Source organism: Pseudomonas capeferrum, from assembly GCF_013523055.1.
GTDB classification, from domain to species: domain Bacteria; phylum Pseudomonadota; class Gammaproteobacteria; order Pseudomonadales; family Pseudomonadaceae; genus Aquipseudomonas; species Aquipseudomonas capeferrum_A.
On sequence record NZ_JAAMQM010000016.1, the window covers coordinates 20,391 to 43,598 of the forward strand.

Annotated in this window: 27 protein-coding genes; 19 read left to right on the forward strand and 8 right to left on the reverse strand. The window is 64.9% G+C overall.

Annotated elements, in window-relative coordinates:
• Nucleotides 1-380: 380 nt before the first annotated feature.
• From tatC to tatA, 3 genes are read right to left on the reverse strand one after another with little or no spacing between them, the layout of a single operon-like run.
• Nucleotides 381-1,121, reverse strand: a complete 741-nt coding sequence (tatC, locus tag G7009_RS18290) for a twin-arginine translocase subunit TatC (protein WP_181131382.1) — start codon at nucleotides 1,119-1,121, stop codon at nucleotides 381-383.
• Nucleotides 1,118-1,408, reverse strand: a complete 291-nt coding sequence (gene tatB, locus G7009_RS18295; RefSeq protein ID WP_181131383.1) for a Sec-independent protein translocase protein TatB — start codon at nucleotides 1,406-1,408, stop codon at nucleotides 1,118-1,120. The genes tatC and tatB overlap by 4 nt, the downstream gene beginning before the upstream one ends.
• Nucleotides 1,408-1,635, reverse strand: a complete 228-nt coding sequence (tatA, locus tag G7009_RS18300; protein ID WP_181131384.1) for a twin-arginine translocase TatA/TatE family subunit — start codon at nucleotides 1,633-1,635, stop codon at nucleotides 1,408-1,410. The genes tatB and tatA overlap by 1 nt, the downstream gene beginning before the upstream one ends.
• 142 nt (nucleotides 1,636-1,777) lie before the next feature.
• Here tatA and gspK point away from each other — a divergent pair, with 142 nt between their 5' ends.
• Nucleotides 1,778-2,743 carry a type II secretion system minor pseudopilin GspK gene (gspK, locus tag G7009_RS18305; RefSeq protein WP_181131385.1) on the forward strand — a complete coding sequence of 322 codons (966 nt, stop codon included), beginning with the start codon at nucleotides 1,778-1,780 and terminating at the stop codon, nucleotides 2,741-2,743.
• A gap of 77 nt (nucleotides 2,744-2,820) precedes the next feature.
• Here gspK and G7009_RS18310 read toward each other — a convergent pair whose 3' ends face one another.
• Nucleotides 2,821-4,890, reverse strand: coding sequence for a PhoX family protein (locus tag G7009_RS18310; protein ID WP_181131386.1), 2,070 nt, complete (start codon nucleotides 4,888-4,890; stop codon nucleotides 2,821-2,823).
• Between the two features lie 228 nt (nucleotides 4,891-5,118).
• On the opposite strand from G7009_RS18310, the gene G7009_RS18315 reads away from it, so the two are divergent.
• Genes G7009_RS18315 through G7009_RS18375 form a run of 13 tightly spaced genes read left to right on the forward strand, consistent with a single transcriptional unit; the run spans nucleotide 5,119 to nucleotide 16,193 of the window.
• A complete protein-coding gene (locus tag G7009_RS18315; RefSeq protein WP_181131387.1) occupies nucleotides 5,119-6,750 on the forward strand; it encodes a lipoprotein UxpA in 1,632 nt (543 codons plus the stop codon).
• The gene (locus G7009_RS18320) at nucleotides 6,747-7,172 is read left to right on the forward strand and encodes a pilus assembly protein PilZ (protein ID WP_181131388.1); all 426 of its coding nucleotides are present in this window, start codon (nucleotides 6,747-6,749) and stop codon (nucleotides 7,170-7,172) included. The genes G7009_RS18315 and G7009_RS18320 overlap by 4 nt, the downstream gene beginning before the upstream one ends.
• A 21-nt stretch (nucleotides 7,173-7,193) precedes the next feature.
• Nucleotides 7,194-9,137, forward strand: coding sequence for a type II secretion system secretin GspD (gene gspD, locus G7009_RS18325; RefSeq protein ID WP_375139564.1), 1,944 nt, complete (start codon nucleotides 7,194-7,196; stop codon nucleotides 9,135-9,137).
• Entirely contained in the window at nucleotides 9,137-10,585 is a 1,449-nt protein-coding gene (locus G7009_RS18330; protein WP_181131633.1) for a GspE/PulE family protein, read from the forward strand. Before gspD ends, G7009_RS18330 begins: the two co-directional genes overlap by 1 nt.
• Before the next feature lie 3 nt (nucleotides 10,586-10,588).
• A complete protein-coding gene (gene gspF / locus G7009_RS18335; protein ID WP_181131390.1) occupies nucleotides 10,589-11,791 on the forward strand; it encodes a type II secretion system inner membrane protein GspF in 1,203 nt (400 codons plus the stop codon).
• 13 nt (nucleotides 11,792-11,804) lie between these two features.
• The gene (gene gspG / locus G7009_RS18340; protein WP_181131391.1) at nucleotides 11,805-12,239 is read left to right on the forward strand and encodes a type II secretion system major pseudopilin GspG; all 435 of its coding nucleotides are present in this window, start codon (nucleotides 11,805-11,807) and stop codon (nucleotides 12,237-12,239) included.
• Between the two features lie 55 nt (nucleotides 12,240-12,294).
• Nucleotides 12,295-12,645 carry a hypothetical protein gene (locus G7009_RS18345; RefSeq protein WP_181131392.1) on the forward strand — a complete coding sequence of 117 codons (351 nt, stop codon included), beginning with the start codon at nucleotides 12,295-12,297 and terminating at the stop codon, nucleotides 12,643-12,645.
• 22 nt (nucleotides 12,646-12,667) lie between these two features.
• Nucleotides 12,668-13,105, forward strand: a complete 438-nt coding sequence (gene gspH / locus G7009_RS18350; protein ID WP_181131393.1) for a type II secretion system minor pseudopilin GspH — start codon at nucleotides 12,668-12,670, stop codon at nucleotides 13,103-13,105.
• Nucleotides 13,102-13,470: a type II secretion system protein GspI gene (locus G7009_RS18355; protein ID WP_181131394.1), complete on the forward strand. Its 369-nt coding sequence runs from the start codon at nucleotides 13,102-13,104 to the stop codon at nucleotides 13,468-13,470. Before gspH ends, G7009_RS18355 begins: the two co-directional genes overlap by 4 nt.
• A complete protein-coding gene (locus tag G7009_RS18360) occupies nucleotides 13,467-14,057 on the forward strand; it encodes a prepilin-type N-terminal cleavage/methylation domain-containing protein (protein ID WP_181131395.1) in 591 nt (196 codons plus the stop codon). The genes G7009_RS18355 and G7009_RS18360 overlap by 4 nt, the downstream gene beginning before the upstream one ends.
• Nucleotides 14,054-15,154, forward strand: a complete 1,101-nt coding sequence (gene gspL, locus G7009_RS18365; RefSeq protein ID WP_181131396.1) for a type II secretion system protein GspL — start codon at nucleotides 14,054-14,056, stop codon at nucleotides 15,152-15,154. The genes G7009_RS18360 and gspL overlap by 4 nt, the downstream gene beginning before the upstream one ends.
• On the forward strand, nucleotides 15,151-15,537 hold the full coding sequence (gspM, locus tag G7009_RS18370; protein WP_181131397.1) for a type II secretion system protein GspM: 387 nt from the start codon (nucleotides 15,151-15,153) through the stop codon (nucleotides 15,535-15,537). Before gspL ends, gspM begins: the two co-directional genes overlap by 4 nt.
• Nucleotides 15,534-16,193, forward strand: coding sequence for a general secretion pathway protein GspN (locus G7009_RS18375; protein ID WP_181131399.1), 660 nt, complete (start codon nucleotides 15,534-15,536; stop codon nucleotides 16,191-16,193). The genes gspM and G7009_RS18375 overlap by 4 nt, the downstream gene beginning before the upstream one ends.
• Nucleotides 16,194-16,409: 216 nt before the next feature.
• Here G7009_RS18375 and G7009_RS18380 read toward each other — a convergent pair whose 3' ends face one another.
• Together G7009_RS18380 and G7009_RS18385 are read right to left on the reverse strand one after the other, a co-directional pair.
• Entirely contained in the window at nucleotides 16,410-16,964 is a 555-nt protein-coding gene (locus G7009_RS18380) for a L,D-transpeptidase family protein (protein WP_181131401.1), read from the reverse strand.
• Between the two features lie 17 nt (nucleotides 16,965-16,981).
• A complete protein-coding gene (locus G7009_RS18385; RefSeq protein WP_181131403.1) occupies nucleotides 16,982-17,536 on the reverse strand; it encodes an NUDIX hydrolase in 555 nt (184 codons plus the stop codon).
• Nucleotides 17,537-17,669: 133 nt separating this feature from the next.
• Between G7009_RS18385 and G7009_RS18390 the strand changes: the two genes are divergently transcribed.
• From G7009_RS18390 to G7009_RS18410, 5 genes are all read left to right on the forward strand, one after another.
• Complete coding sequence (locus tag G7009_RS18390; protein ID WP_181131405.1) at nucleotides 17,670-18,269, forward strand: CoA pyrophosphatase; 600 nt, start codon at nucleotides 17,670-17,672, stop codon at nucleotides 18,267-18,269.
• Nucleotides 18,270-18,315: 46 nt separating this feature from the next.
• Entirely contained in the window at nucleotides 18,316-18,840 is a 525-nt protein-coding gene (locus G7009_RS18395; RefSeq protein WP_181131407.1) for a gamma carbonic anhydrase family protein, read from the forward strand.
• Between the two features lies 1 nt (nucleotide 18,841).
• Nucleotides 18,842-19,039: a DUF1289 domain-containing protein gene (locus tag G7009_RS18400; RefSeq protein ID WP_181131409.1), complete on the forward strand. Its 198-nt coding sequence runs from the start codon at nucleotides 18,842-18,844 to the stop codon at nucleotides 19,037-19,039.
• Nucleotides 19,040-19,105: 66 nt separating this feature from the next.
• A complete protein-coding gene (locus G7009_RS18405) occupies nucleotides 19,106-19,573 on the forward strand; it encodes a VUT family protein (RefSeq protein WP_181131411.1) in 468 nt (155 codons plus the stop codon).
• Nucleotides 19,574-19,782: 209 nt separating this feature from the next.
• Entirely contained in the window at nucleotides 19,783-20,403 is a 621-nt protein-coding gene (locus G7009_RS18410; RefSeq protein WP_181131413.1) for a TetR/AcrR family transcriptional regulator, read from the forward strand.
• Nucleotides 20,404-20,470: 67 nt separating this feature from the next.
• Here the strand turns inward: G7009_RS18410 and preA are convergent, their stop codons facing one another.
• Both preA and G7009_RS18420 read right to left on the reverse strand, forming a co-directional pair.
• Entirely contained in the window at nucleotides 20,471-21,748 is a 1,278-nt protein-coding gene (preA, locus tag G7009_RS18415) for an NAD-dependent dihydropyrimidine dehydrogenase subunit PreA (RefSeq protein WP_181131634.1), read from the reverse strand.
• Entirely contained in the window at nucleotides 21,745-23,112 is a 1,368-nt protein-coding gene (locus G7009_RS18420) for an NAD(P)-dependent oxidoreductase (RefSeq protein ID WP_181131415.1), read from the reverse strand. The genes preA and G7009_RS18420 overlap by 4 nt, the downstream gene beginning before the upstream one ends.
• Between the last annotated feature and the right edge of the window lie 96 nt (nucleotides 23,113-23,208).

The window sequence follows — 23,208 nt, forward strand, 5'->3', positions numbered from 1 at the left end:
ATAAAGGAGTAACCTTCGATCAAATGCTGATGCTTGGCCTTCGGCTTCTGGAATCTTCAGAGAAGCTGATGGCTTATCGCTGGACACGCCCGCTCGCCACTGGTATGCGGTGTAGCGAAATATGCGTCCGGTGGCGAGCGGGCGTGTCCAGCGATAAGCCATCAGCCTCTCTGAAAATTCGAAAACCGAACGTTGACTAACTGGCATTGCCCCACAGGTGTCTTTCGGCGATCCATGAAGTCTGTTGCTGCCGTATATCTCGAGGATCGCTTCACCGCAGTCATCAACCAAGCTATTTGTTCAGGCGTGTTCGTGTGCATGGGTGAAATGGGAAAGTCAGGCGAGGAACTTCCAAGCGCATAGCTGTACTTGGCTGGCACTCATCGCGCCAAGTCAAACCTTCGCAAACTCCCGCACGCCACCAACCCCACCTCGAACAGCAGCCACATCGGCACCGCCAGCAACGTCTGCGAAAACACATCCGGCGGCGTCAGGATCATCCCCACCACGAAGCACCCGACCACGACATAAGGCCGGCTGCGCCGCAGCGTAGCCACGTCGGTAAGTCCCGCCCAGACGATGATGAAGGTGGCAACCGGGATCTCGAACGCCAATCCGAACGCCAGGAACAGCGCCATGATGAAGTCCAGGTACAGGCTGATGTCGGTCATCATCGCCACCCCGTCCGGGGTCACGCTGGCGAAGAAACCGAACATCATCGGGAAGACCAGGAAAAACGCGAATGCCATGCCGGCATAGAACAGCACGATGCTCGACAGCAGCAAGGGCAAGGCAATGCGCCGCTCCTGGCGATACATGCCGGGTGCGATGAAGCCCCATGCCTGATGCAGCAGCACCGGCATTGCCATGAACAGCGCGCACATCATGGTCAGCTTGAATGGCGCCAGGAACGGCGAGGTCACGCTGGTGGCGATCATGCTGGCCCCTTCTGGCAGGTAGCGCCGCAAGGGTTCGGAGACCAGATGGTAGAGCTGCTGGGCAAAGGGAAATAGCCCGGCGAATACCAGGCCGATGGCCAGCAGGCAGCGCACCAGGCGTCGGCGCAGGTCGCGCAGGTGATCGGTCAACGGCATCCGGCCGTCTTGCACGGCAGCGCTCATGAGGCATGCTCCCTGGCGGGTGCGACAGGCGTCGCATCATTGGCCGGCGGGGCCTGCAGACGAATGCCTTGGCGAATATCCTGCTCGAGACGTTGCAGCGGTGCGCTGTCCAGCGTAGGCAGGTCGATCTCCCGCTCCACCTGGGCACGCAGGGCATGCATCGCACGTTTCGCCTGCCCCAGACCACGGCCGACGGTACGCGCGGCCACCGGCAGGCGCTCGGGACCGAGCACCAGCAGGGCGACGATGCCCACCAGGACGAGTTCGGTGAAGCCGATCTCGAACATCAGGCCTGGCGGTCCGCGTGTTGCTGCTGCACGACCTGAGCGCTCAGCGGAGGCTGTTGCACCTGTGCGCTCGGGGTGTCGGCATCATCGGCGCCACCCATGGACTTGCGAAAACCCTGGATCGCCTCGCCGACGTCGCTGCCCAAGCCTTTGAGGCGCTTGGTGCCGAACAGCAGGAACACGATCAACAGCACGATTACCAGTTGCCAGATACCGATGCCACCCATGAATCAACTCCAGGATCATGAAAAGGAAGGCGTCATCCTGCCTGTCCTATATGACGGCCACGTGACTCGCCGCACGTTTGCCATCTGCCTGAAACAACTCCCGTGTTGACTGGCGCCTTCATAGAAGAAGGGGAGTGCGGGCATGGGAGGCAAGCAACAACGCGGTGTCGCGCTGCTGATGGTTCTGGTCGTGCTGGCGATGCTGGCGGGGGGGCTGACCTGGCTGGTGGAGGGTGCCAGGCAACAGGTCGATGGCGTACGCCTGCTGCAACAGCGGGTGCAGGTACGAGCCATGGAGCAGGCGGGCCTGGCCTATGCCGAACAGGCGCTGCGCGACCCTGCCTGGCGAGCCAGCCCGCTGTTCTGGCAGGCCTTGCGTGGCCAATCGCTGGATTACGATTTCGGCGACGGCGTCGCCCAGTTGCGGGTACGCGACCAGCACACCTGTTTCAACGTCAACGCGTTGCTTGGCGCGGACGCCGAGCGTGCCGAGCGTCAGCTGCGCTACTTGCTGGGCGACGACATGGCCGCTGAACGCCTGGTCGATGCCTTGGCCGACTGGCTCGACAGTGACAGCGATGCGCGCCTGCAGGGCGCCGAAAGTGCCCAGTACCTGCGCCAGCAACCGCCGCGCCTGGCGGCCAACCAGCCGATGCTTGAAACCAGTGAGCTGAACCTGCTGCTCGAGCCGGATGCCGCTCGGCAACGCCGCTCCCCGATGCTGTGCGCCTTGCCGCAGACCACGGGCTGGCGCCTGAATGCCAATGCCCTGGGGCTCGAGCATCTGCCGTTGCTCGAGGCGCTTTATGAAGGACGCTATTCGCGCGCGCTGCTGAGCCGAATTGTCAGTGGCCGGCCGGCGTCGGGGTATGAAGATGCCGGGGCGTTGCGTCAGGCGCTGGGCGCAGTGGATGACGAAACGTTCGAACGGTTGAGCGAAGGGTTGTTGCTCAACAGCGGGCATTTTCTGTTGCAGCTGTCGTTCGAGGAACAGGGGAGGACGATGCACAGCGAGTTTCAGGTGGAGGCGCTGGGTGTGGTGCAGTGGCATGCGCGGGTGCCGGCGCAGCAGGTGCGGGTCAAGAGCCGGGAGCCGATGCTCTGGTGAAACTCACCGGCCTCTTCGCGGGTAAACCCGCGAAGAGGCCGGTACAGTCAGCGCAAGGAAGGCTGACCGGCCTTGGATCAGACTGTCCCGATTTCCCCCCCATCATCACGCTGGATCACCACCGTCGAAGCCCGCGGCCGTACCGTAGCCCCCGCCGGCGTCACATCGGTGGCCTTGTCGGTATACGGCCAATTTTCCGGGTGCTGGATGTTGACGAACATCGACTTGTTGTCCGGACTGAAGGCAATCCCGGTTACCTCGCAGCCATTGGGCCCGACGAAGAAGCGGCGCAGGTCCACCTGGTTTTGCGCATTGATCGGCACTTGCTTGCCTGTGGCGTCCACCAGGTCGGTGGGGATTACTGCCAGCAGCTGGTCGTTGGTGTAGTCGGTAAGGGTGGTCTCGCCGTTGTCGGTCTCGAACCACAGCACGCCGCGGCTATCGAAGCTCATACCGTCGGGGCTGGCGAACTGGTTGAGCTCGGTCAGGCCGGAGCGGTTGATCTCGGCGGTACCGGCGGCGTTGGCGCCGAATACGAAGATGTCCCAGGTGAAACTCAGTTGGTCGTCGCTGTCGTGCCAGCGGATGATGTGGCCATGCCGGTTCGGGCCTCGCGGGTTGGCCGCATCGACCTTCTCCGGGGTACGCGCGCTGTTGTTGGTCAGGGTCAGGTAGATATCGCCGTTGAGGGGGTTGACGGTGGTCCACTCCGGGCGGTCCATCGGCGTGGCGCCGACAGCATCGCCAGCGCCTCGGGTATTGAGGATGATCCCCGCCAGATCACCGTACAAGGCACCCAGGGTGCCGCCCGCCGAGGTCGGCGTACCGACGTCCAGCAGCAGCCAGACACCCGTGCCATCGGCATTGAAGCGCGCGACATACAGCTTGCCCTGATCCATGTACTTGGAGCCGGTGGCCAGGCGGTTGGCCGGAGTGGCATCGGCAGGGTCCCACAGCGCGTCGGAGACGAACTTGTACAGGTACTCGTTGTTCGAGTCGTCGCCCATGTACCAGACCACGGGCTTGCCCGCGACCGGCAGGCCGGGGCAGCAGCCTTCGTGGCGGAAGCGTCCCAGGGCCGTGCGCTTGGTGGCCAGGGTGCTGCTGTCGTAAGGGTCGATCTCGACGATATAGCCGTAGGTGCTGGCTTCGTTGCGGTAGTCGTCCGTCGCGCTGGCGCCGGTCGGGGTCACGTCGAAGCGGCTGAACTCACCGTCCACCTCGCTCGGGTCGCCCGCCGCGGTTTCCCACCCGTAGTTGCCGGCGCTGGTGCCCACGCCGATGCGGCGCTGGTCTTCAGGGCGGGTGGCCTTGTTGACGAAGATGCCAGGCCAGTTCTCTTCGCAGGTCAGGTAGGTGCCCCACGGGGTATAGCCATTACCGCAGTTGTTGTTGGTGCCGCGAGCCTGGGTGCCGGTCGGCGAGAACTGGGTCTTGACGTGATCGGTGCCGCGCAGCGGACCGGTGATGTCCATCAGCGAGGCGGTGGTGAAGCGGCGGTTGAGCGGGTCGTTGTCGACCACCTGCCAGCGACCGTTGACCTTGCTCAGGCGAATGACACCGGCACCGTGCGCGTTGATTTCCTTGCGCACTTCTTCGACCGGACGCTTGCCGCTGGCATCAAGGGTCGGACCGGCCGGATGCAGGGCGTCGGCATCGATGTATTCGAAGTTGATCGCCAGCAGGCCATCCTCGGAACTGCCGTTGATGGGGAAGAAATGCATGCCGTCGTGGTGCATGCCCATGGCGTTGGCCTGGTCGGTGGACGTGTTGCTGCCGTCGGACTTCCAGACACTGCCGTTGCTGTTGATCGGCGTGCCCCAAGGCGCCAGGACATACGCGCTGTAGCCAGCGGCGACGACACAGGCGTCGGTGCGCGAACCTGGGATCGAGTCGAAGCCCAGCTTGAGTTTCGGTACTTCCGGTTCCGGATCCGGCGTCACTGGCGGTTCGACGACGGGATCGTCGTCCGAACCACCATCCCCATCGAAGCAGCCGGTCAGGCCGGTACCGGCAATCATGGCGATCGCCGCGCCCAGGCTGCCACGTACGACGCTGCGACGGCTCAGGTAGGCGTCCATGACGCTGGCCATCGGCAAGTTGCCGCTGAGGTTCCGGTCAAGGTTGTCACCGGTATCTCGACTCATCAGGGTATGTCCTTCTTTTGGGAGTGCGAAGTGGAAGAAACCGGGACTTTAGTGCGCAAGTATGATGATTCATTGGCAGTTTTATTAAAGGATGCTTAAAACCTGCAGCTATTAAGCGACGAGTTGAAGGAATTTTCTGGAATGGCTGTCGAATAACTGCCATTAAACTGTCATCTAACCTCCGCAATATCCGGGCCCACAGTCAATACGGGTTAAGGATGGCGGGGCATGCGCAGACGCGAACTGATCGGTTGGATGGGCGTCGGTGCCATGGCCCCCTTGCTGGGCGCCTGTTCCGCCTGGCCCACGTCCGGCGGTGACGGCGGCACGGCGCTCGATCTGCTGTATGTGGCCGACACGCTCGATGCGCGGATGCCAGGGCAGGCCGTGGTCCCCGCTACTCGTCTCGGTCCGGTGACCCACCTGGGGCGGGCACCGTGGATGACCGGCAGCAGCGCGCGTGCCGGACAGGAAGCATTGGCGCCTCTGCTCGACGCCAGCCTGGCCGACAACGCCCGGTTGGGCGGCTACGCAGTGCTGGCCACCGTGCTTGAGCAACTGCGGCGCGAAAGCGGCGAGGGCAACTGCCTGACCCTGGAGAACGGCCAAGGCTGGAACGGCAGCGGGCTGGCCTACCTGACCCAGGGCGAGAGTGGCGTGCAAGGCAGCCGGATGCTGGGCAGCGAGGTTCGAGTCAGTAGTGACGAACGCGTACTCTGGCCGCGTCGCTGCGCTGGCCTCTATCATCAGTCGGCGGCGGTCACCCTGGGCGCGGGCCTTGCCAGGGACCAGGCCCAAAGCCTGGACATCGAAGCCCTGCGGATATTTCACAAGGCCGGTCGGCGGATCGCCGTGGTCGGCGTCACGGACCCTTACGCCCAGGACCAGAAAGCCTCGCTCAAACACTGGTATCAATCGCTGCTGCCGAGCTTCGAGCAGGCGCGGCGCGAGGCCGACCTGGTGGTCGCCCTGGCCGACGTGGGTACCGGCCCGGGCTTGTGGCTGGCCGAGCGGCTGCCTGAAGTCGATGTGCTCCTCTGTGCTCGCGGCCAGGATTTCTGGCCGACGCCGGTGAACGTCACCCAAGCCAGCGGTCGGCGCGTGCCCGTGCTCTTCGCCGGGTGCCGCGGTAGCGGCGCGTTCCAGCTGCGGTGCCAGCACGTGGCGGGGCAGTGGCGTTTCGAGGCGCGCTTCCACCCGGCATTCGAACACTCGCTGCCGCCATCGGGCCAGGCCCGCGCCAGCCAGTTGCGTACGGTGCTCCAGCAACAGCGCACGGGCCATGCGGCCTGGCTGGACCAGCCTCTGGCGCGCGCGCCGCGAGCCCTGTGGCGACGCGACACCCGAGGGGGGAGCTGGGATCAGTTGTTGCACCAGGCCTTGGCCGATGGCAGCAGCATGCCGATCCTGATGCCGGGCCTGCGCTATGACTTTCCGTTGCAGGGTGGTGAGTCGATCACCCGTGAACACCTGATCAGCCTGACGGGCGGTTACTCGGCACCCGTGGTGGAAGCCCCTGCCCGGCAGGTCGCGCAAGTACTGGAAAATGCCGCCGAGCAACTGTTCGGCGATCCGCTGCTGCTGGACAACAGCCAGGACCTGCCGCGCTGGTTCGACCAGGCCTGGGAGGTCAGCTACAGCCCCATGGGCAAGCGTATCGCCGGCCTGCAGTCCACCGAAGGGCTATGCCGGACCTTCGGCCTGCACTTCGACCCCACGGCCGGCGAGCCCCTATGGCAACACGTCGAGGCCTGGCTGCGCAGGCAGCCGGAGGACTGGCAGCTTGCGCCATTGCAACTGCCGCAGGTGCGATACGTGCAAGGGCATCCTGGCTGGCATCCGCGGCAGGTGACCTCTTGAGCCTGGGGCCTCGCCTTCTGCGCGGTCTCGGATTGACCCTGGCAGCCTGGCTCGCCGCGCAATGTGTCCTGCAACTGGCCAACGAGCCGCGCCCGGCGAATGCCGTCAGGGTTACCGAGACGCCCCTGCCGGGATTGATGATCGGCCACTGGCAGCCTGCGGCCGACGAGGGCGCCATCCCCCTGACACGCTTGCCGTTGCACTACCTCGGCGGCCTCAAGGCCGAGCCCTTGAGCGCCACCGTGGTGGTGCTGCGCTATGGGCAGCAGGTGCGCACGCTCGGCCTTGGCCAGCGACTGGCGCCAGGGATCGTACTTCAGGAGATCGATGGCCAAGGCCTGATCTTCGATAACCAGGGGCGGCGCGAACGTCTGCCCTGGCCGCCACGGCCCGCCGTGACCGGCTTCAAGCGGCAAGGATGAATGATGATCGCAAGATACTGCCTGGTCGGCCTGCTGAGCCTGTCCGCTTCACTGGCCTGGGCCGAAGAGCCACAGGTGCTGGACGAGGGCGGCACGCCGGTCTACGAGGTCAATTTCGTCGACACCGACCTGGGCGAGTTCATCGACAGCGTGTCGCGCATCACGGGTACCACCTTCATCGTCGACCCACGGGTCAAGGGCAAGGTCACCGTACGCACGGTGGACCTGCATGACGCGCAAGCCATCTATGACATCTTCCTCGCCCAACTGCGGGCCCAGGGTTACGCGGCGGTAGACCTGCCCAACGGCAGCGTGAAGATCGTCCCCGACCAGGCGGCGCGCCTGGAACCCGTGCCTGTCGAGACCGCCGGCCAGCGCGGCGAAGGCAGTGATGGCGTCGCCACGCGTGTGTTCAACGTGCGCAACGCCGCCAGTGAGCAGATGCTCGGCATTCTCAAGCCGCTGATCGATCCGCGTGTCGGTGTCATCACCCCATACCCGGCCGCGAACCTGCTGGTGGTGACCGATTGGCGCAGCAATCTGGAACGTATCGACAGCCTGCTGCGCCAGCTCGATCAGGTCAGCGACGAACCCTTGCAGGTCATGCCGCTGAGTCATGCGAGCGCCGCCGACACCAGTCAGCTGATTACCCGTTTGCTGGAGCGCGAGCAAGGGGGCGACAGCGCCCAGGTGGTCGCCGACCCGCGCAGCAATGCGTTGTTAGTACGGGGCAGTGCCGACAGTCGGGAACGTGTGCGCGCGTTGCTGGCCCAGCTCGACCGGCCGAGCGACAACCTGCACAACACCAATACCCAGGTGATGTACCTGCGCCATGCCAATGCAGGGGAAGTGGTCAAGGTCTTGCGCGGTCTCAGCCAAGAGGGCGCGGTGCCCGCCACCGAAGGCGAAGGCGAGGGCGAAGGCAAGGACAAGCCGGTGATCACCGCCAGTGATTCGGGTATCCGCCTGGAGTACGAAGAAGGCACCAACGCCATCGTCATGGTCGGCCCCGACAGCGAACTGGCGGCTTACCGCAGCATCGTCGAACAGCTGGACATCCGTCGCGCACAGGTGGTGGTCGAAGCGATCATCGCCGAAGTCTCGGACACCCGCGCCGAAGAGCTGGGCGTGCAATGGTTGTTCGCCGACGAGAACCTGGGCGCCGGCATCGTCAACTTCGGCAGCAACGGGGTGAACATCGCCACTGTCGCCGGGGCAGCCGCCAGCGGCGACAGCTCGGCGCTGGGCGATCTGCTCTCGGCGACCGCCGGGGCCACCGCGGGCATCGGCCATTTCGGCGGGGGCTTCAATTTCGCCATGCTGGTCAACGCGCTCAAGGGCAAGACCGGTTTCAACCTGCTCTCCACGCCCACCCTGCTGACCCTGGACAACGCCGAGGCGTCGATCCTGGTGGGCCAGGAAGTGCCCTTCGTCACAGGCTCGGTGACCCAGAACAACGCCAACCCCTACCAGACCATCGAGCGCAAGGAAGTCGGGGTCAAGCTGCGCATCAAGCCTCAGGTCAACATCGATAACAGCGTGCGCCTGGATATCGTCCAGGAAGTGTCGTCGATCGCCGACAGCGCGAGCGCCAGCGACGTGATCACCAACAAGCGCGAGATCAAGACCAAGGTCATGGTCGAAGACAATGGCCTGGTGATCCTGGGCGGCCTGATCAGCGATGAACACAGCACCAGCAACCAGAGAGTGCCTTTGCTGGGCGACATCCCTGTGCTGGGCCGGCTGTTCCGCTCCGATGCCAACCGCGGCGTGAAGCAGAACCTGATGGTCTTCATCCGCCCTCGCATCCTGCGTGATGGCCAGAGCCTGGCAAGCCTGAGCCAGGAAAAGTACCGACACCTGCAGACCACCACCGCTCTCAAGCTGCCTGGGCAGGCCGATGAAGCCGCGTTGCTGCAGGCCTTTCCTGCCAGTCGGGCGCGGCTGGACGGTGGCGACTGGTGATGCTGCCCTATCGCATGGCGCGTCAGGCCGGTCTGGCCATGTCGCCTGGCGCCGAGGGCTGGCAGCTGTGGCTGCGCCGTGATGCCGACAGTGATCAATTACAGGAGCTGTTGCGCGTTCATGGCCAGCCGGCGGTGCTGCATCGGCTGGACGACAAGGCCTTCGATGAACGGCTCGGCCAGCTGTACCAGGCCGGCGAGGCCGCGACCGCCGCATTGATCGAAGGCATTGGCGAGCATGTCGACCTCGACAGCCTGATGAGCGAACTGCCGCGCATCGAAGACCTGCTCGAAAGCGACGACGAGGCGCCGGTGATCCGGCTGATCAACGGCCTGTTCGGCCAGGCGCTGCGTCTGCGCGCGTCGGATATCCATATCGAGACCTTCGAGCAGAGCCTGGTCGTGCGTCTGCGAGTCGATGGCCACCTGCGCGAGGTCCTGCGTCCGCCGCGGGCGCTATCGGCCATGCTGGTGTCACGGATCAAGGTGATGGCGCGTCTGGACATCGCCGAGAAACGCCAGCCCCAGGATGGACGCATCACCCTGCGTGCCGCTGGACGCGAGGTGGACGTGCGCGTCTCGACGCTGCCAGGCATTCACGGCGAACGGGTGGTGATGCGCGTGCTGGACAAACAGGCCAGCCTGTTGGCGCTGGACAATCTCGGCATGCCCGACGCCGTGCTGCTCGGACTGCGCGCCTGTCTCGGACGCCCCAACGGCATCGTCCTCAGCACCGGGCCGACCGGTTCGGGCAAGACCACCACCCTCTACGCCAGCCTCAACAGCCTCAACGATGGCAGCCGCAACATCCTCACCGTCGAGGATCCGGTGGAGTACGCCATCACCGGCATCGGCCAGACGGCAATCAACCCGCGCGCCGGCCTGACCTTCGCCAGCGGCCTGCGCGCGATCCTGCGCCAGGACCCGGACGTGATCATGCTCGGCGAAATCCGTGACCGCGAAACGGCGCAGATCGCCGTCCAGGCCAGCCTGACCGGTCACCTGGTGCTCTCGACCCTGCACACCAACAGCGCCGTGGGCGCGGTGACGCGCTTGCGCGACATGGGCGTCGAGCCCTTCCTGATCGCTTCGTGCCTGCGTGGCGTGCTGGCCCAGCGCCTGGTTCGGCGCCTGTGCAGCTGCGCCGCGCCGCAACCCTTGCAGCCCGCGGAACGGCAATTGTGGCCCGAGCTGGCGTCCCTGGCCCAGAGCTATCACGCGGTGGGCTGCGAGTCGTGTCAAGGCAGTGGCTACATCGGGCGCCTGGGGTTGTACGAGTTCGTCGAGCTGGATGCCGGCCTCATCGCCTTGCTCTACGACGGTGCCAGCGAAGTGGCGATGCAGGCCTACCTGGCCGAACGACGCCAGAGCCTGCTGGCCATGGCCAGAGATTGCCTGGCCCGAGGCGAGACCAGCCTTGCCGAAGTGCTCCGCGCGGTGCAGGGCTGAGCCATGCCGACCTATCGTTACCAGGCCGTGGACCTCGCCGGCAAGTCGCACAAGGCCAGCGTCCAGGCCGACAGCGAACGGCATGCCCGGCAGTTGCTGCGCGAGCAGGGCCTGTTCGCTCGCCAGTTGCAGCGTCATGAGGCCGGGCGGGCGAAGTCTCGTCGGCAGCGCCTGACTCGCGCCCAGCTGTGCGAGTTGACCCGTCAGCTATCGACGCTGGTCGGAGCCGGTATCGCCTTGGTCGATGCGCTCGCCACGTTGGAGCGGCAGTTGCGCCAACCTGCCTTGCACGGCTTGCTGGTGTCGTTGCGCGGTTCACTGGCCGAAGGCTTGGGTCTGGCGCGCAGCCTCGCACGCCAAGGGGCGCCGTTCACCGGTCTTTACTGCGCGCTGGTCGAGGCCGGCGAGCGTTCCGGGCGCCTGGCCCAGGTGCTGGAGCGGCTTGCCGATCACTTGGAACAGGTCCAGCGGCAACAGCACAAGGCGCGCACGGCATTGATCTATCCCAGCGTGCTGATGGGCGTGTCGCTGGCCGTGGTGGTCGGCTTGATGACCTTCGTGGTGCCCAAGCTTACCGAGCAATTCGCGCACTCCGGGCAGAGCCTGCCGTTGCTGACATCCCTACTGATCGGCCTCAGTCAGGGGCTGGTCATGGCTGGTCCCTGGCTGCTCGGCCTGGGCCTGCTGCTGGCGCTGGGCGCCAGCTGGCTGCTGCGCAAGCCGCAGTGGTGCCTGCGCCGCGACCAGTGGCTGCTACGCCTGCCGCGTATCGGGACGCTGCTGCAGGTGCTGGAAAGCGCGCGCCTGGCCCGCAGCTTGGCGATCCTCGTCGGCAGTGGCGTGGCCCTGCTCGAAGCCTTGCAAGTGGCCACCGCCACGGTCAACAACCGCCGCGTGCGCCTGGCCCTTGAGCAGGTCGGGCGGCAGGTGCAGGGCGGCACCAGCCTGCACCGCGCCCTGGACGCCAGCGGCCAGTTCCCGCCGCTGCTGGTGAACATGGTCGGCAGTGGCGAGGCCAGCGGCACCCTGGCGGACATGCTCGAACGGGTGGCCGATGACCAGGAGCGGGGCTTCGCCCGTCAGGTCGACACCGCCATGGCGCTTTTCGAACCCCTGATGATCCTGGTGATGGGCGGCGTCGTGCTGTTTATCGTGCTGGCGGTACTGCTGCCGATCATGCAACTGAACCAGGGTCTGCAACTGTGACAAGGAGAACGACATGCAAAGACGACGCGCGCACCAGGCTGGTTTCACCCTGATGGAAATCATGGTGGTGATCTTCATCATCGGCCTGCTCATCGCCGTGGTGGCGCCCAGCGTGCTGGGCAACCAGGACAAGGCCATGCGGCAGAAGGTCATGGCCGACCTGGCGACGCTGGAGCAGGCGCTGGACATGTACCGGCTGGACAACCTGCGCTTCCCGAGCAACGAACAGGGGCTTGCCGCACTGGTCAAGCGGCCGCAGCAAGAGCCGGTACCACGTGCCTGGCGTAGCGACGGCTACATCCGACGCTTGCCTGAAGATCCGTGGGGCACACCGTATCAGTACCGCATGCCGGGCGAACATGGTCGGGTCGATGTCTTCTCGCTTGGCGCCGACGGGATGGCCGGGGGCGAGGACCTGGACGCCGACCTGGGTAACTGGGCGCTGTGACCTGGCTGACTCGGTCCAGGCAGCAGACCCGGTCCAAACGGCAGGCCTGGTCCAAATGGCAGGCCTGTTCCAAATGGCAGGCCTGTTCCAAATGGCAAGCCTGGCCCAAACGGCAGGCCTGTTCCAAATGGCAAACCTGGCCCAAATGGCAGACCTGTTCCAAATGGCAAACCTGGTCCAAATGGCAAACCTGGCCCAAATGGCAGACCTGCTCCAAATGGCAGACCTGTTCCAAATGGCAAACCTGGCCCAAATGGCAGACCTGTTCCAAATGGCAGGCCTGCTCCAAATGGCAGACCTGGCCCAAATGGCAAACCTGCTTCAAATGGCAGACCTGTTCCAAATGGCAAACCTGGTCCAAATGGCAGACTCGGTCCCGGTGGCGAGCGGGCTTGCCCCGCGATAGCGCCCGCAAGAGCGCCCCCCTCTTGTCTGGCCAGCGTGGGTTCAGCCTGATCGAGATGCTCGTGGTGCTGGCGATCGCCGGATTGATGACCGGCCTCAGCGTGGCTTGGCTCGACAGCGGCAAGGCAGGCATGGATCAGGCCCTCGCGCGCTTGGCGGCGCAGACGCGCGAGCAGGCCGCGCTGGCGCGACATGCAGGGCAACTGAGGGGGTTGCGCTGGAATGGCCAGCACCCGGAATTCGTCCGTCGCGTGAACGGCGGCTGGGTGGTCGAGCCCGTCCGGCTCGGCGCATGGCCCAAGGGCTTGCGTCCGGATTGGCCGGCAAGCCAGGTACCGCCGCTGGTATTCACGCCCGAAGGCTGGGCGCAGCCCGGCAGCGTGTTGTGGCAGGGTGTCGAAGGCCGTCAGCGCTGGCAATGGAGCCGGGACGGCCGTCTGCAGGTGGCGGTGATGCCATGAGGCGCAGGCAGCAAGGCTTCACCCTGCTTGAAGTGAGCGTCGCCCTGGCCATCGCCGCGGTACTGGCGGTGATTACCAGCCAGGTCCTGCGCCAGCGCCTGGCGATCCAGGACAATGTCCAGCAGCATCGGCTTGGCGTGCTGTGCGCCCGCGAGTTGCAGGCACGCTTCACGGTCGAACGCTACTGGCCGACGACCCAGCAGAACACGGGTGTTCTTCATCAAGGTGGACAGGCCTGTCACTGGCACCTGCAGTTGCGCAACACCGGCGTGCGCGACCTGCGCCGTGGCGAGTTGCAACTCTACGCCGACCGCGACGAGCGCTTGCCGCTGGGCCACTACGTGGTCTTCCTGGAGCGTCCATGAAACAGCGGCAAACCGGGCTGACCCTGATCGAACTCATGGTGGCGATGGCCCTGACGGCCTTGCTGGGTATTCTCCTGGCCGCGCTGGTACATGGCTGGCTGCTGGTTCGCGAGCGGCTGGCCGTCCCGGCTCATGACAGCAGCGTGGTGGACTTCTGCCTGGCGCTGGAACGGCGCTTCGACAGTCCGGTCTTGCGGCGCGTGTATGAGCAACGTCTACCGCTGACGGTACGCTGGCTGGACTGGCAAGCCGACCGCCAGCAACTGCTGTGGGTTGCCGCGGCAGCCTGGCCGGAGGTGGACGGTGGCTCGCGTCTGCAACGGCAGCGCCTGAGGTTCGAGGCACGTGAGCAGCGTCTGTCGCTGGAAAGCTCGGCGGACCTCTACGCCGCGGGTGCGCCACGCTGGGTGCTGCGCGAGCGTCTGGAGAAAGTCGCAGCGGTCAATTTCCTCTATTACCAGACCGGCCGCTGGCTGGCCTGGCCTTCCGATCAACCGGCGCACCCCGACCGTGGCGTGCGCCTGGAGCTGCAACATGATGGAGCCTCTTATGTCTGTACCTTTGCCCTGCCTTGGGGGCGTTCATGAAGCTTGAGTGGCGACGTCCGACCGCGCCCTCGTCCTGGCTGTTGCTAAAACCAGGAGCGGAACAGGCGGCGTGGCGCTGGGCATTGGTCGAGGCGGGCAGCCCAGTGCGTCAAGGGCAGGGCATGCCGCCGTCCGGCCTGTCGGCGCGCCCGGCGTTGATCGTCCCCGGCGAGGCCTGCAGTCATTTTCAAGTACCGGCGCCGCCCGGGCTCAAGCGCGAGGAATGGCCGCTACTGCTGGAAGACCGTCTGTTGCAGGGCGCGGAAGAAGTACTGTGCACGAGCCTGGGGGGCGCTGCAGGAGAGCTGCGGCTGGTCACGGTGGAGCGCCAGCGCCTCGACGACTGGCGCGCGGTCTGTGCCGCGTGGGGAGTGGTGCCGGAGCGCTGCTGGGCCGAGTTCCAGCTGTTGCCCGAGCCCGCGCCTGGGTGCTGTTGGCACTGGCGCCAGGACGAGACACGCGATCTGTTCAAAGGGGTCTGCGTCGAAGGGCGGCATCATTGGCTGGCATGGCCCGCGGCATTGGCCGATCAGCGTCCCGCGCAGTGGGAAGGCCTGCAGGTCGACCCGCTCGAAGGAGACTGGCCCGCCCACCTTGGCGCCTTGGATACGCTGCCGGGACTGTTCGAGCAGCGCCGTGGCGGTCGCCGGACCGAGTTGCCTCGATTGCCTTGGCGCCTGGCCGTGGCATGCCTGGCGCTGACGGGCATCTGGGGTGGGCTGTGGTTTGCCCAACAGTGGCGTCAGGCCGACCTGTACCGCGCGCAAGTGCAGGCAGTGACCGGTCAACAGGCAACGGCACGTCAGGCCGCGCAGGTGCTCAAGCGTCTTCGCGAGGCCGACAGGGAGCGTCAACTGCGCCTGCGTCAGCTCGAGGGGCTGCAGACCGAACTGCACGGCTGGTTGCGCGAGCATCCCGGTTGGCGCCTGCGAGGCGTGCGTTTCGACGGCCAGCGCTGGCATGTGCGCGTCGACGGCGAAGGCGACGCACCGCCGTGGCAGGCCTTGGCCAGTGCCGCAGGCGCCGGGGTACAGGTGCAGCCGGGTGCCCGGCCAGCGCAGTGGCAGGTAGTGTTCGACCTTGGAGCGGCGTCATGACTCAGGCTCTCTATCAGCGTTACCGCCTGCCATTGGCATGCGCCATGATCGGTTTGCTGCTGGCGGTTCTGTTGGTCCGCGAAGGCCTCGGGCGATGGCGAGACCTGAGCCAGTGGCAAGCCTTGGCAGAGTCGGCCGCCAGCCTGCAAGCGCGCGCGCCCATCAACCTCGAACGGCTACGCCAGTCGGCCGAGTCGCGACAGATCCAGTTGGCGGGTGTCGAGCCCAGTGACGCCGGTTGGCAGGTGCACGGGCAGGTGACCAGTGAGCAGGCGCTGCAGCAATGGCTGCTCGCATTGCAAGCCGAAGGCGCGCTGCCGTTGCAGTGGGCATTGGAACAGGACGTCTCGGGGCTGCGCTTCGACGTGCTGGTGCGGCCATGAGCTGGCGTGCGGGATCGTGGGTGTTGCTGGTGTTCTGCCTGACACTGCTGATCCAGTTGCCGGCCAGTTGGGTGGCGCATGGGCTGGGTTGGGCTGCCACGGGCATCAGTGGCACCGTGTGGCGAGGGCAGGCGCGGCACATCGGCTCGATCGGACCGATCGAGTGGGACTGGCGTCCTTGGCGTTTGCAGGCACAGACCAGGGTCGGCGTGCAGGGCCAGGCGTGGGCGTTGGACGTGCGTGGTTGGCCATGGGCCTGGCACGCTCGGATTACCCCGTGGCAGGCACCAGATGGGGCCCCTGCCGAGCACCGGTTGGTGGGGCAATGGCAGGGGGTTATCCAGCTCGCAGGGCAGGGTCGGCGATGTAGCGCTGCGCAGGGCCGGATCGCGGTGGTCGACCTCGCCCTTGCCGCACCCTGGTCATTGACGCTGGGGCAGGGCGTGATCGAAATGGATTGTCGCCAGGGTTGGCGGTTGCTGGGACGGCTGGACCTGGCGGGGCAGCATCAGGCAAGCGTGGATGCCGACCTGCTGGCTCGACAGGCACGGTTGAGGGTGAGCGTGGAGGAGAGCGCTGCGATTACACCTCTGCTGCGAAGCGCGCAATGGTTGGCGCCTGGGGGCAGAGAGCTGCAGCGTGGGGTGGAATGGTAGGCTCTGTTGTTGGGGGTGGGGCTATCGGATGCATGGTGTGAGTGAGCTGGCGCCTCGAGATCGAGCATCGCCGCGCGGCAAGTCGAATCGGCGAACGTATACGAGGATCTGAGAGATCAGCCAAGGGCTCGGATGCGAGACCGGACCATTGCTGGTTCAGGCGGGAGTGATAACTCCGTAAGCAGATTCCGACACTCTGCCCACGGATGTAGGACCTCAGGGGCGGATTTCGATCAGAGTGCCGTCCTTGACCATTTCCCAGACTTCGCGCATGTCATCGTTGCGCATGGCGATGCACCCTTCGGTCCAGTCCAGGGTATGGAAGTACCACTCGGGGTATTCCTGGTCGACCGGGGTGCCGTGGACCATGATCATGCTACCGGCGCTGATCCCTTCGTTACGGGCGTGGGCCGCGTCCTTGATGTTCGGATAGGAGATGTGCATGGCCAGGTTGTACCGGTCGCTGGTCTTGCGCCAGTCAAGCCAGTACAAGCCCTCCGGGGTCTTTCTGTCGCCCTCGCGCTCCTTGGCGCCAAGGGGTTGCTTGCCCAGGGAAATACGGTAGGTCTTGAGCGGCTCGCCACGGCTCATCAACTGCAGGCGGCGCTGTGACTTGATCACCAGCACCTTATCGACCAGGGGCTGGAACCCGGTCCGCGGCTGGGTCTGGGCAGGCATGTCGGACAAGGGTTTGCGAATGATGGTTTCGGTGAAGGCCGCCTGGGACGCCGACGCCACGGTCATACAGAAAAGGGCAAGCAACCAACGCATGGAACGATACCTGAGCACTAGGTGATGGGCGACGAAAGGTTCATCGGCGGCAGGTACTCATTCCCGATGGGATAATGCTGCTCGATGCGGTCGCGATAATAGCATTCTAGTGTGCGCGTGACGGTGCGAAAAGCCAGTTCGGACCATGGGATCTCGTGTTGCTCGAACAGCCGCACCTCGAGGCTTTCGATGCCCACGGCAATTTCGAGGTCCGCCAGTTCGGCGCGGAAGAACACATGCACCTGGTTGATATGCGGCAGGTCGAAGAGCTGGTAGAGGTTCATCGGCCCGAGCCGGGCGCAGGCTTCTTCCATCGTTTCGCGTCCGGCGGCCTGCTCCAGTGTCTCGCCGTTTTCCATGAAGCCGGCCGGCAATGTCCAGAAGCCCCGACGCGGTTCGATGGCGCGGCGGCACAGCAGGACCTTGCTGCCCCAGGTCGGCAGTACCCCGGCGACGATATTGGGGTTCTGGTAATGGATGGTATGGCAATGATCGCAGACGTACCGCGGGCGGCTGTCGCCTTCGGGGATCCGCTGTGTGACGGCTTGTCCGCACGCGCTGCAGAATTTCATTCTTCGCTTCCTATGATGACGAGCTATCTTGGCGTCCTTGGCCCGTGGACCGCAAGCCACTGTCAGGGAGGACTTGGGTGCTTCACGGCTTTGGTGCATCATGCAGGACAGGACCTGGACACGAGCGTGCGTAATGCTGGACGAGCTTCTTCGCCGAATGAGCAACCATACCCCGGCGTCTCTGGAAACGGATCGCCGTTTTCCCGAGGCCGCGGTATTACTGCCCATTACCCGCAACGAAGAGCCGGAGCTGGTACTGACCCTGCGCGCCAAGGGCCTGTCCACCCATGGCGGCGAGGTGGCCTTCCCTGGCGGACGCCGCGACCCGGAGGATCCCGACCTGGTGTTCACCGCGCTGCGCGAAGCCGAGGAGGAAATCGGTCTGCCCCCTGGGCTGGTGGAAGTGCTCGGTCCCCTCAGCCCCCTGGTTTCGTTGCATGGACTGAAAGTGACGCCATTCGTCGGGTTGATTCCGGATTACGTCGAGTATCGGGCCAACGATGCCGAAATCGCGGCAGTATTTACCGTTCCGCTGGATTTTTTCCGCCAGGACCCTCGCGATCATACCCATCGCATCGATTACGAAGGACGCAGCTGGTATGTGCCCAGCTATCGCTATGGCGAGTACAAGATCTGGGGCCTGTCGGCGATCATGATCGTCGAACTGGTGAACCTGCTGTACGACGCCGGTATCGATCTGAACCAGCCGCCTGAACGTTTCAGCCAGAAATGAGCGGGGGCCGAACCCGCCACTATCGCAGGACAGTGAGGAACCACCGATGAAATACCGCCTGGGCGACCAGAGGGTCGAGACTCATCCCACCAGTTGGGCCGCGCCAACCGCCACGCTGATCGGCAAGGTCCGTCTGCAGGCCAGGGCTAGCGTCTGGTTTGGCGCGGTGCTGCGCGGCGATAACGAGCTGATCGACATCGGCGAGGACAGCAATGTCCAGGACGGTACGGTGATGCATACCGACATGGGTTCGCCGCTTACCCTTGGCAAGGGCGTAACGATCGGTCACAACGCCATGCTGCATGGTTGTACCGTGGGCGATTACAGCTTGGTCGGCATCAATGCGGTGGTGCTCAACGGCGCTCGGATCGGCAAGCACTGCATCATCGGCGCCAATGCCTTGATCGCCGAGGGCAAGGAGATTCCCGATGGTTCGTTGGTCATGGGTTCGCCTGGCAAGATCGTGCGCGAGTTGACCGATACTCAGAAGCGCATGCTCGAGGCCAGTGCCGCTCACTATGTGCACAACGCCGAGCGCTATGCTCGCGACTTGTTGCCGCAGGAGGACTGACATGAGCGAGAACGAGCGCCCAGTCGCCTCGCCCTGTGTCAGCGTCTGCGCGCTGGATGAGGATGACATCTGCGTGGGCTGCCAGCGCACCGTGGCCGAAATCACCCAGTGGGGCCGGATGGACAACTCCGAGCGTCGCAGTGTCCTCGAACTGTGTCATGAACGAGCGGTGGCCGCGGGCTTGATCATGGGCCTTTGAGCGCCAGGCTCTTGGCCGAGAACCGTCGCTACAGTACCCTGTGCGGCTTGTCCGACGGTTGATCCCATGTTCTTTCTATTTGCATATATCAGCAGCGTAGTGCTGATCAACTACGCCTTTTCCAGTGCGCCGCATCTGGATGTGATCTGGTCCGCCTGGGGTGGGTTGGTATTCATCCTGCGTGACATGGTGCAGACGCGGTATGGCCATGGCGCCTTGATGGCGATGCTGGGGGCGTTGGTCTTGTCCTATGTGACGTCGGAGCCGGCCATTGCATTGGCCAGTGCGACGGCGTTCTTCGTGTCGGAATTGATTGATTGGTTGGTCTTCACTGTCACGCAGCGGCCGTTGCGGGATCGGTTGTGGTTGAGTTCGGCGCTGAGTATTCCGGTGGATACTTTCATCTTCTTCGGGATGATCGGGGCTTTGACGCCGGTTATCATTGGCACGGCCATGGCTTCCAAGTTTGCTGGGGTGACTGTGGTGTGGTTGGTAATGGCGTGGCGGGGGCGGAGGCAATCTTTGGCAGGTTGAAGTTTTCAATATCGTAGCTTTCAGTATCGCGAGCGAGCCAACTCTTCATGCTGGTGGGGTTCGCGTTCATCGTGCCGGTCACGCTTGCGTACAATACCCTCGATTTTCGCGTGTTCGCCGGGAAGATTCGCACAGAGCGTGCTTGAGACCGCTCAGCCGAGGTCGCAAAGCTGTTAGCCTTGTCGGGTTTAGGGCGCATTGGACAGGCCATGGCCAACCACAAGATCGCGATTCGCCGGCGTAACGTCGAGAAAATTCTGCAGGCCGCCGAGCAGGTATTCGCCGAGAAGGGCTTCGGCGGCACTTCCATGGGCGATATCGCCGAGCAGGCCGAGCTGCCGCGTTCCAACCTGCACTACTACTTCAGTACCAAGGACGACTTGTACCGGGCAGTGCTGCAGGACTTGCTCGACGTCTGGAAGCAGGACGCACTGTGCTTCGAGCGCTTTGATGACCCGCGCGTCGTATTGACCAGCTACATCCGCGCAAAGATGAGCCATTCGCGCTCGCGTTCGCTGGGCTCGAAGATCTGGGCTGAAGAAATGCTCCACGGCGCGCCGCTGCTCGGCACGAGCCTGGACGACACCCTGGTGCCCTGGGCGCAGCTCAAGGAAGCGAAGATCCGCCGGTGGGTGGAGGACGGACGCATCCTGCCGGTAGAACCCTCCGCATTGCTGTACATGATCTGGGCGGCAACCCAGCACTATGCCGACTTCGGCTACCAGGTGAAGCTGCTCAACGGCGGCGAGCCGCTGTCGGACATGGCCTTTGAAAATGCCGTGCAGACGGTGACCAGCGTAATCCTGCGGGGCATAGGCCTGGAGCCTTGAGCAGCCCCGCAGGACAATTGGCGGCGCAGACGCCATGCGTCCTGCGCAATCGCTCAGCGCGTAGGTCTCAGCTGGCTTCGCGGTAGGGATTGCGCGGATCCTGGGTCCAGTTGAGATATGGCTTGCCGGTCTCCTGGGCCACCATGTCGATGCAGTTTTCCACCGGGCAGGTGATCTGGCACAGGTTGCAGCCCACGCATTCCTCCTCGATCACGCTGTACACATGGGTTCCATCGGCCTGCACGGCATTGGCGATCGCCTGGTGCGAAGTGTCCTCGCAGGCGATGTGGCAGCGACCGCAGCCGATGCAGGCATCTTGGTCGATCTGCGCGATGACCTTGTAGTTGATGTCCAGGTACTTCCAGTCGGTGGTATGCCCCACGGCCAGGCCGCGGAAGGCGTCCAGGTTGCGGTGGCCGTGCTGGTCCATCCAGCGTGAAAGGCCATCCTTCATGTCTTCGACGATGCGAAAACCATGCAGCATCGCCGCCGTGCACACCTGCACGGCGCCGCAGCCCAGGGCCACGAACTCCGCGGCATCTCGCCAGTTGCCGATGCCGCCGATACCACAGATCGGCAGGCCGCGGGTCTCTGAGTCGCGGGCGATCTCGGCGACCATGTTCAGGGCGATCGGCTTGACCGCCGAGCCGCAGTAGCCGCCGTGGGTGCTCTGGTCACCGACGATGGGGTGGGCGACCATGCGATCGAGGTCGACGCTGGTGATCGAGTTGATCGTGTTGATCAGCGACACCGCATCCGCGCCACCCCGATGCGCGGCGCGGGCCGACTGGCGGATGTCGGTGATGTTGGGCGTGAGCTTGACGATCACCGGCAGCGAGCAATAGGTCTTGCACCAACGGGTAACCATCTCCACGTACTCGGGTACTTGGCCGACGGCGGCGCCCATGCCGCGCTCGGGCATGCCGTGGGGGCAGCCGAAGTTCAGCTCGATGCCGTCGGCGCCGGTGGCTTCGACCAGCGGCAGGATGAACTTCCACGACGCTTCCTCACACGGCACCATCAGCGACACGATCAGCGCGCGATCGGGCCAGTCCTTCTTCACCTGGGTAATCTCGCGCAGGTTGATCTCCAGCGAACGGTCGGTGATCAGCTCGATATTGTTGATGCCCTGCACCAGGCGGTTGGCGCCGAAGTGGGCCGAGTAACGTGACGACACGTTGACCGCAGCGGGGTCTTCGCCAAGGGTCTTCCAGACCACGCCGCCCCAGCCGGCCTCGAAGGCGCGCACCACGTTGTAGGCCTTGTCGGTCGGCGGCGCGGAGGCCAGCCAGAAGGGATTGGGCGCCTTGATGCCGGCGAATTCGATGGACAAGTCGGCCATTATGCTGCCTCCACGTTGAGCATGAGTTGGGCATGGATGGCTTCGGCGGCCAGCTTGCCGTGTTGCACGGCCTGGACGGTGAGGTCCTGGCCCAGCGCGGTGCAGTCGCCTCCGGCATAGATGCCGGGCAGGCTGGTGCGCATGTAGGTGTCGACGCGGATGCGTTCGCCGTCGCGGGCCAACTGTGCGGCCAGCGGGTCGCTCAGGCTGGCATCGTCGAAGCGCTGGCCGATGGCTTTGAAGATGGCGTCGGCGGCCAGCTCGAAGGTTTCGCCGGTATCGCGCAGCCGGCCCTCAACCAGTTGCGTGCGGGCAAAGCGCATGCCGCGCACGCGTCCGTCATCGTCCAGTAGCACGGCGTCGGGCCGTGCCCAGGTGTGCAGACGCACCTGGTTGGCCTTGGCGATGTCCTGTTCGTGCTCGGTGGCGCCCATGTCTGCGTGGCCGCGGCGGTACACCAGGTTGACGTCGCGGGCGCCCAGGCGGCTCATCTGCACGGCCATGTCGATGGCCGTGTTACCGGCGCCGATGACCAGGCAGCGATCGGCCAGCGGCAATTGCGAGAGGTCGTCGGCCTGGCGCAGCTCGCGGATATAGGCGGTGGCGGCGAGCAGGCCGGGGGCTTCTTCGTCCGGCAAGCCCAGCTGGCGCACGGCGTTCAGGCCAAGACCGAGAAACACCGCGTCGTAGTGCTGGTGCAACTCGCCCAGGCTGAGGTTGGCGCCCAGGCGCTGGCCATGGCGGATCTCGATACCGCCGATGCCGAGCAGGAACGCCACCTCGCGCTGGGCGTAGTCGTCCACCAGCTTGTAGCGGGCGATGCCGTACTCGTTGAGGCCCGCGGCCTTTTCCTGTGCCTCGAATACCACCACGTCGTGGCCATGCATGGCCAGGCGGTGGGCGCAGGACAGTCCAGCGGGGCCAGCACCGACCACGGCGATGCGCTTGCCGGAGGGCGGCGAACGCTTGAACGGGTGCTCGGTGAAGGCGGCGTTGTCCAGCGCGTAGCGCTGCAGTTGGCCGATCAGCACCGGCGCGCATTCCTGGGCATTGTTACGCACGCAGGCCTGTTGGCAGAGGATCTCGGTCGGGCAGACGCGGGCACAGCTGCCGCCGAGGATGTTCGCCGAGAGGATGCGTTCGGCGGCGCCTTGCAGGTTCTCGTCGCTGATGCGATGAATGAACGAGGGGATGTCGATTTCGCTCGGGCACGCGTTGACGCACGGCGCATCGTAGCAGTACAGGCAGCGCGCGCTCTCCACGGCGGCCTGGCGGGCGGTGAGGGGCGGGGCGAGGTCGCCGAAGTTCTGGGCCAGCTGATCGGCGCCGGCCTGGGGGCGCGGCAAGTGGTTCAGGGCATCGATCACGGTTGTAGCCTCTCTCTTTTTTGTTGGACCAGGCGGCGGTTACCCGCGCGGTCCGTTCTGGGTGGATGGCAGTCAACGGCAATACGCCGCCGCCCG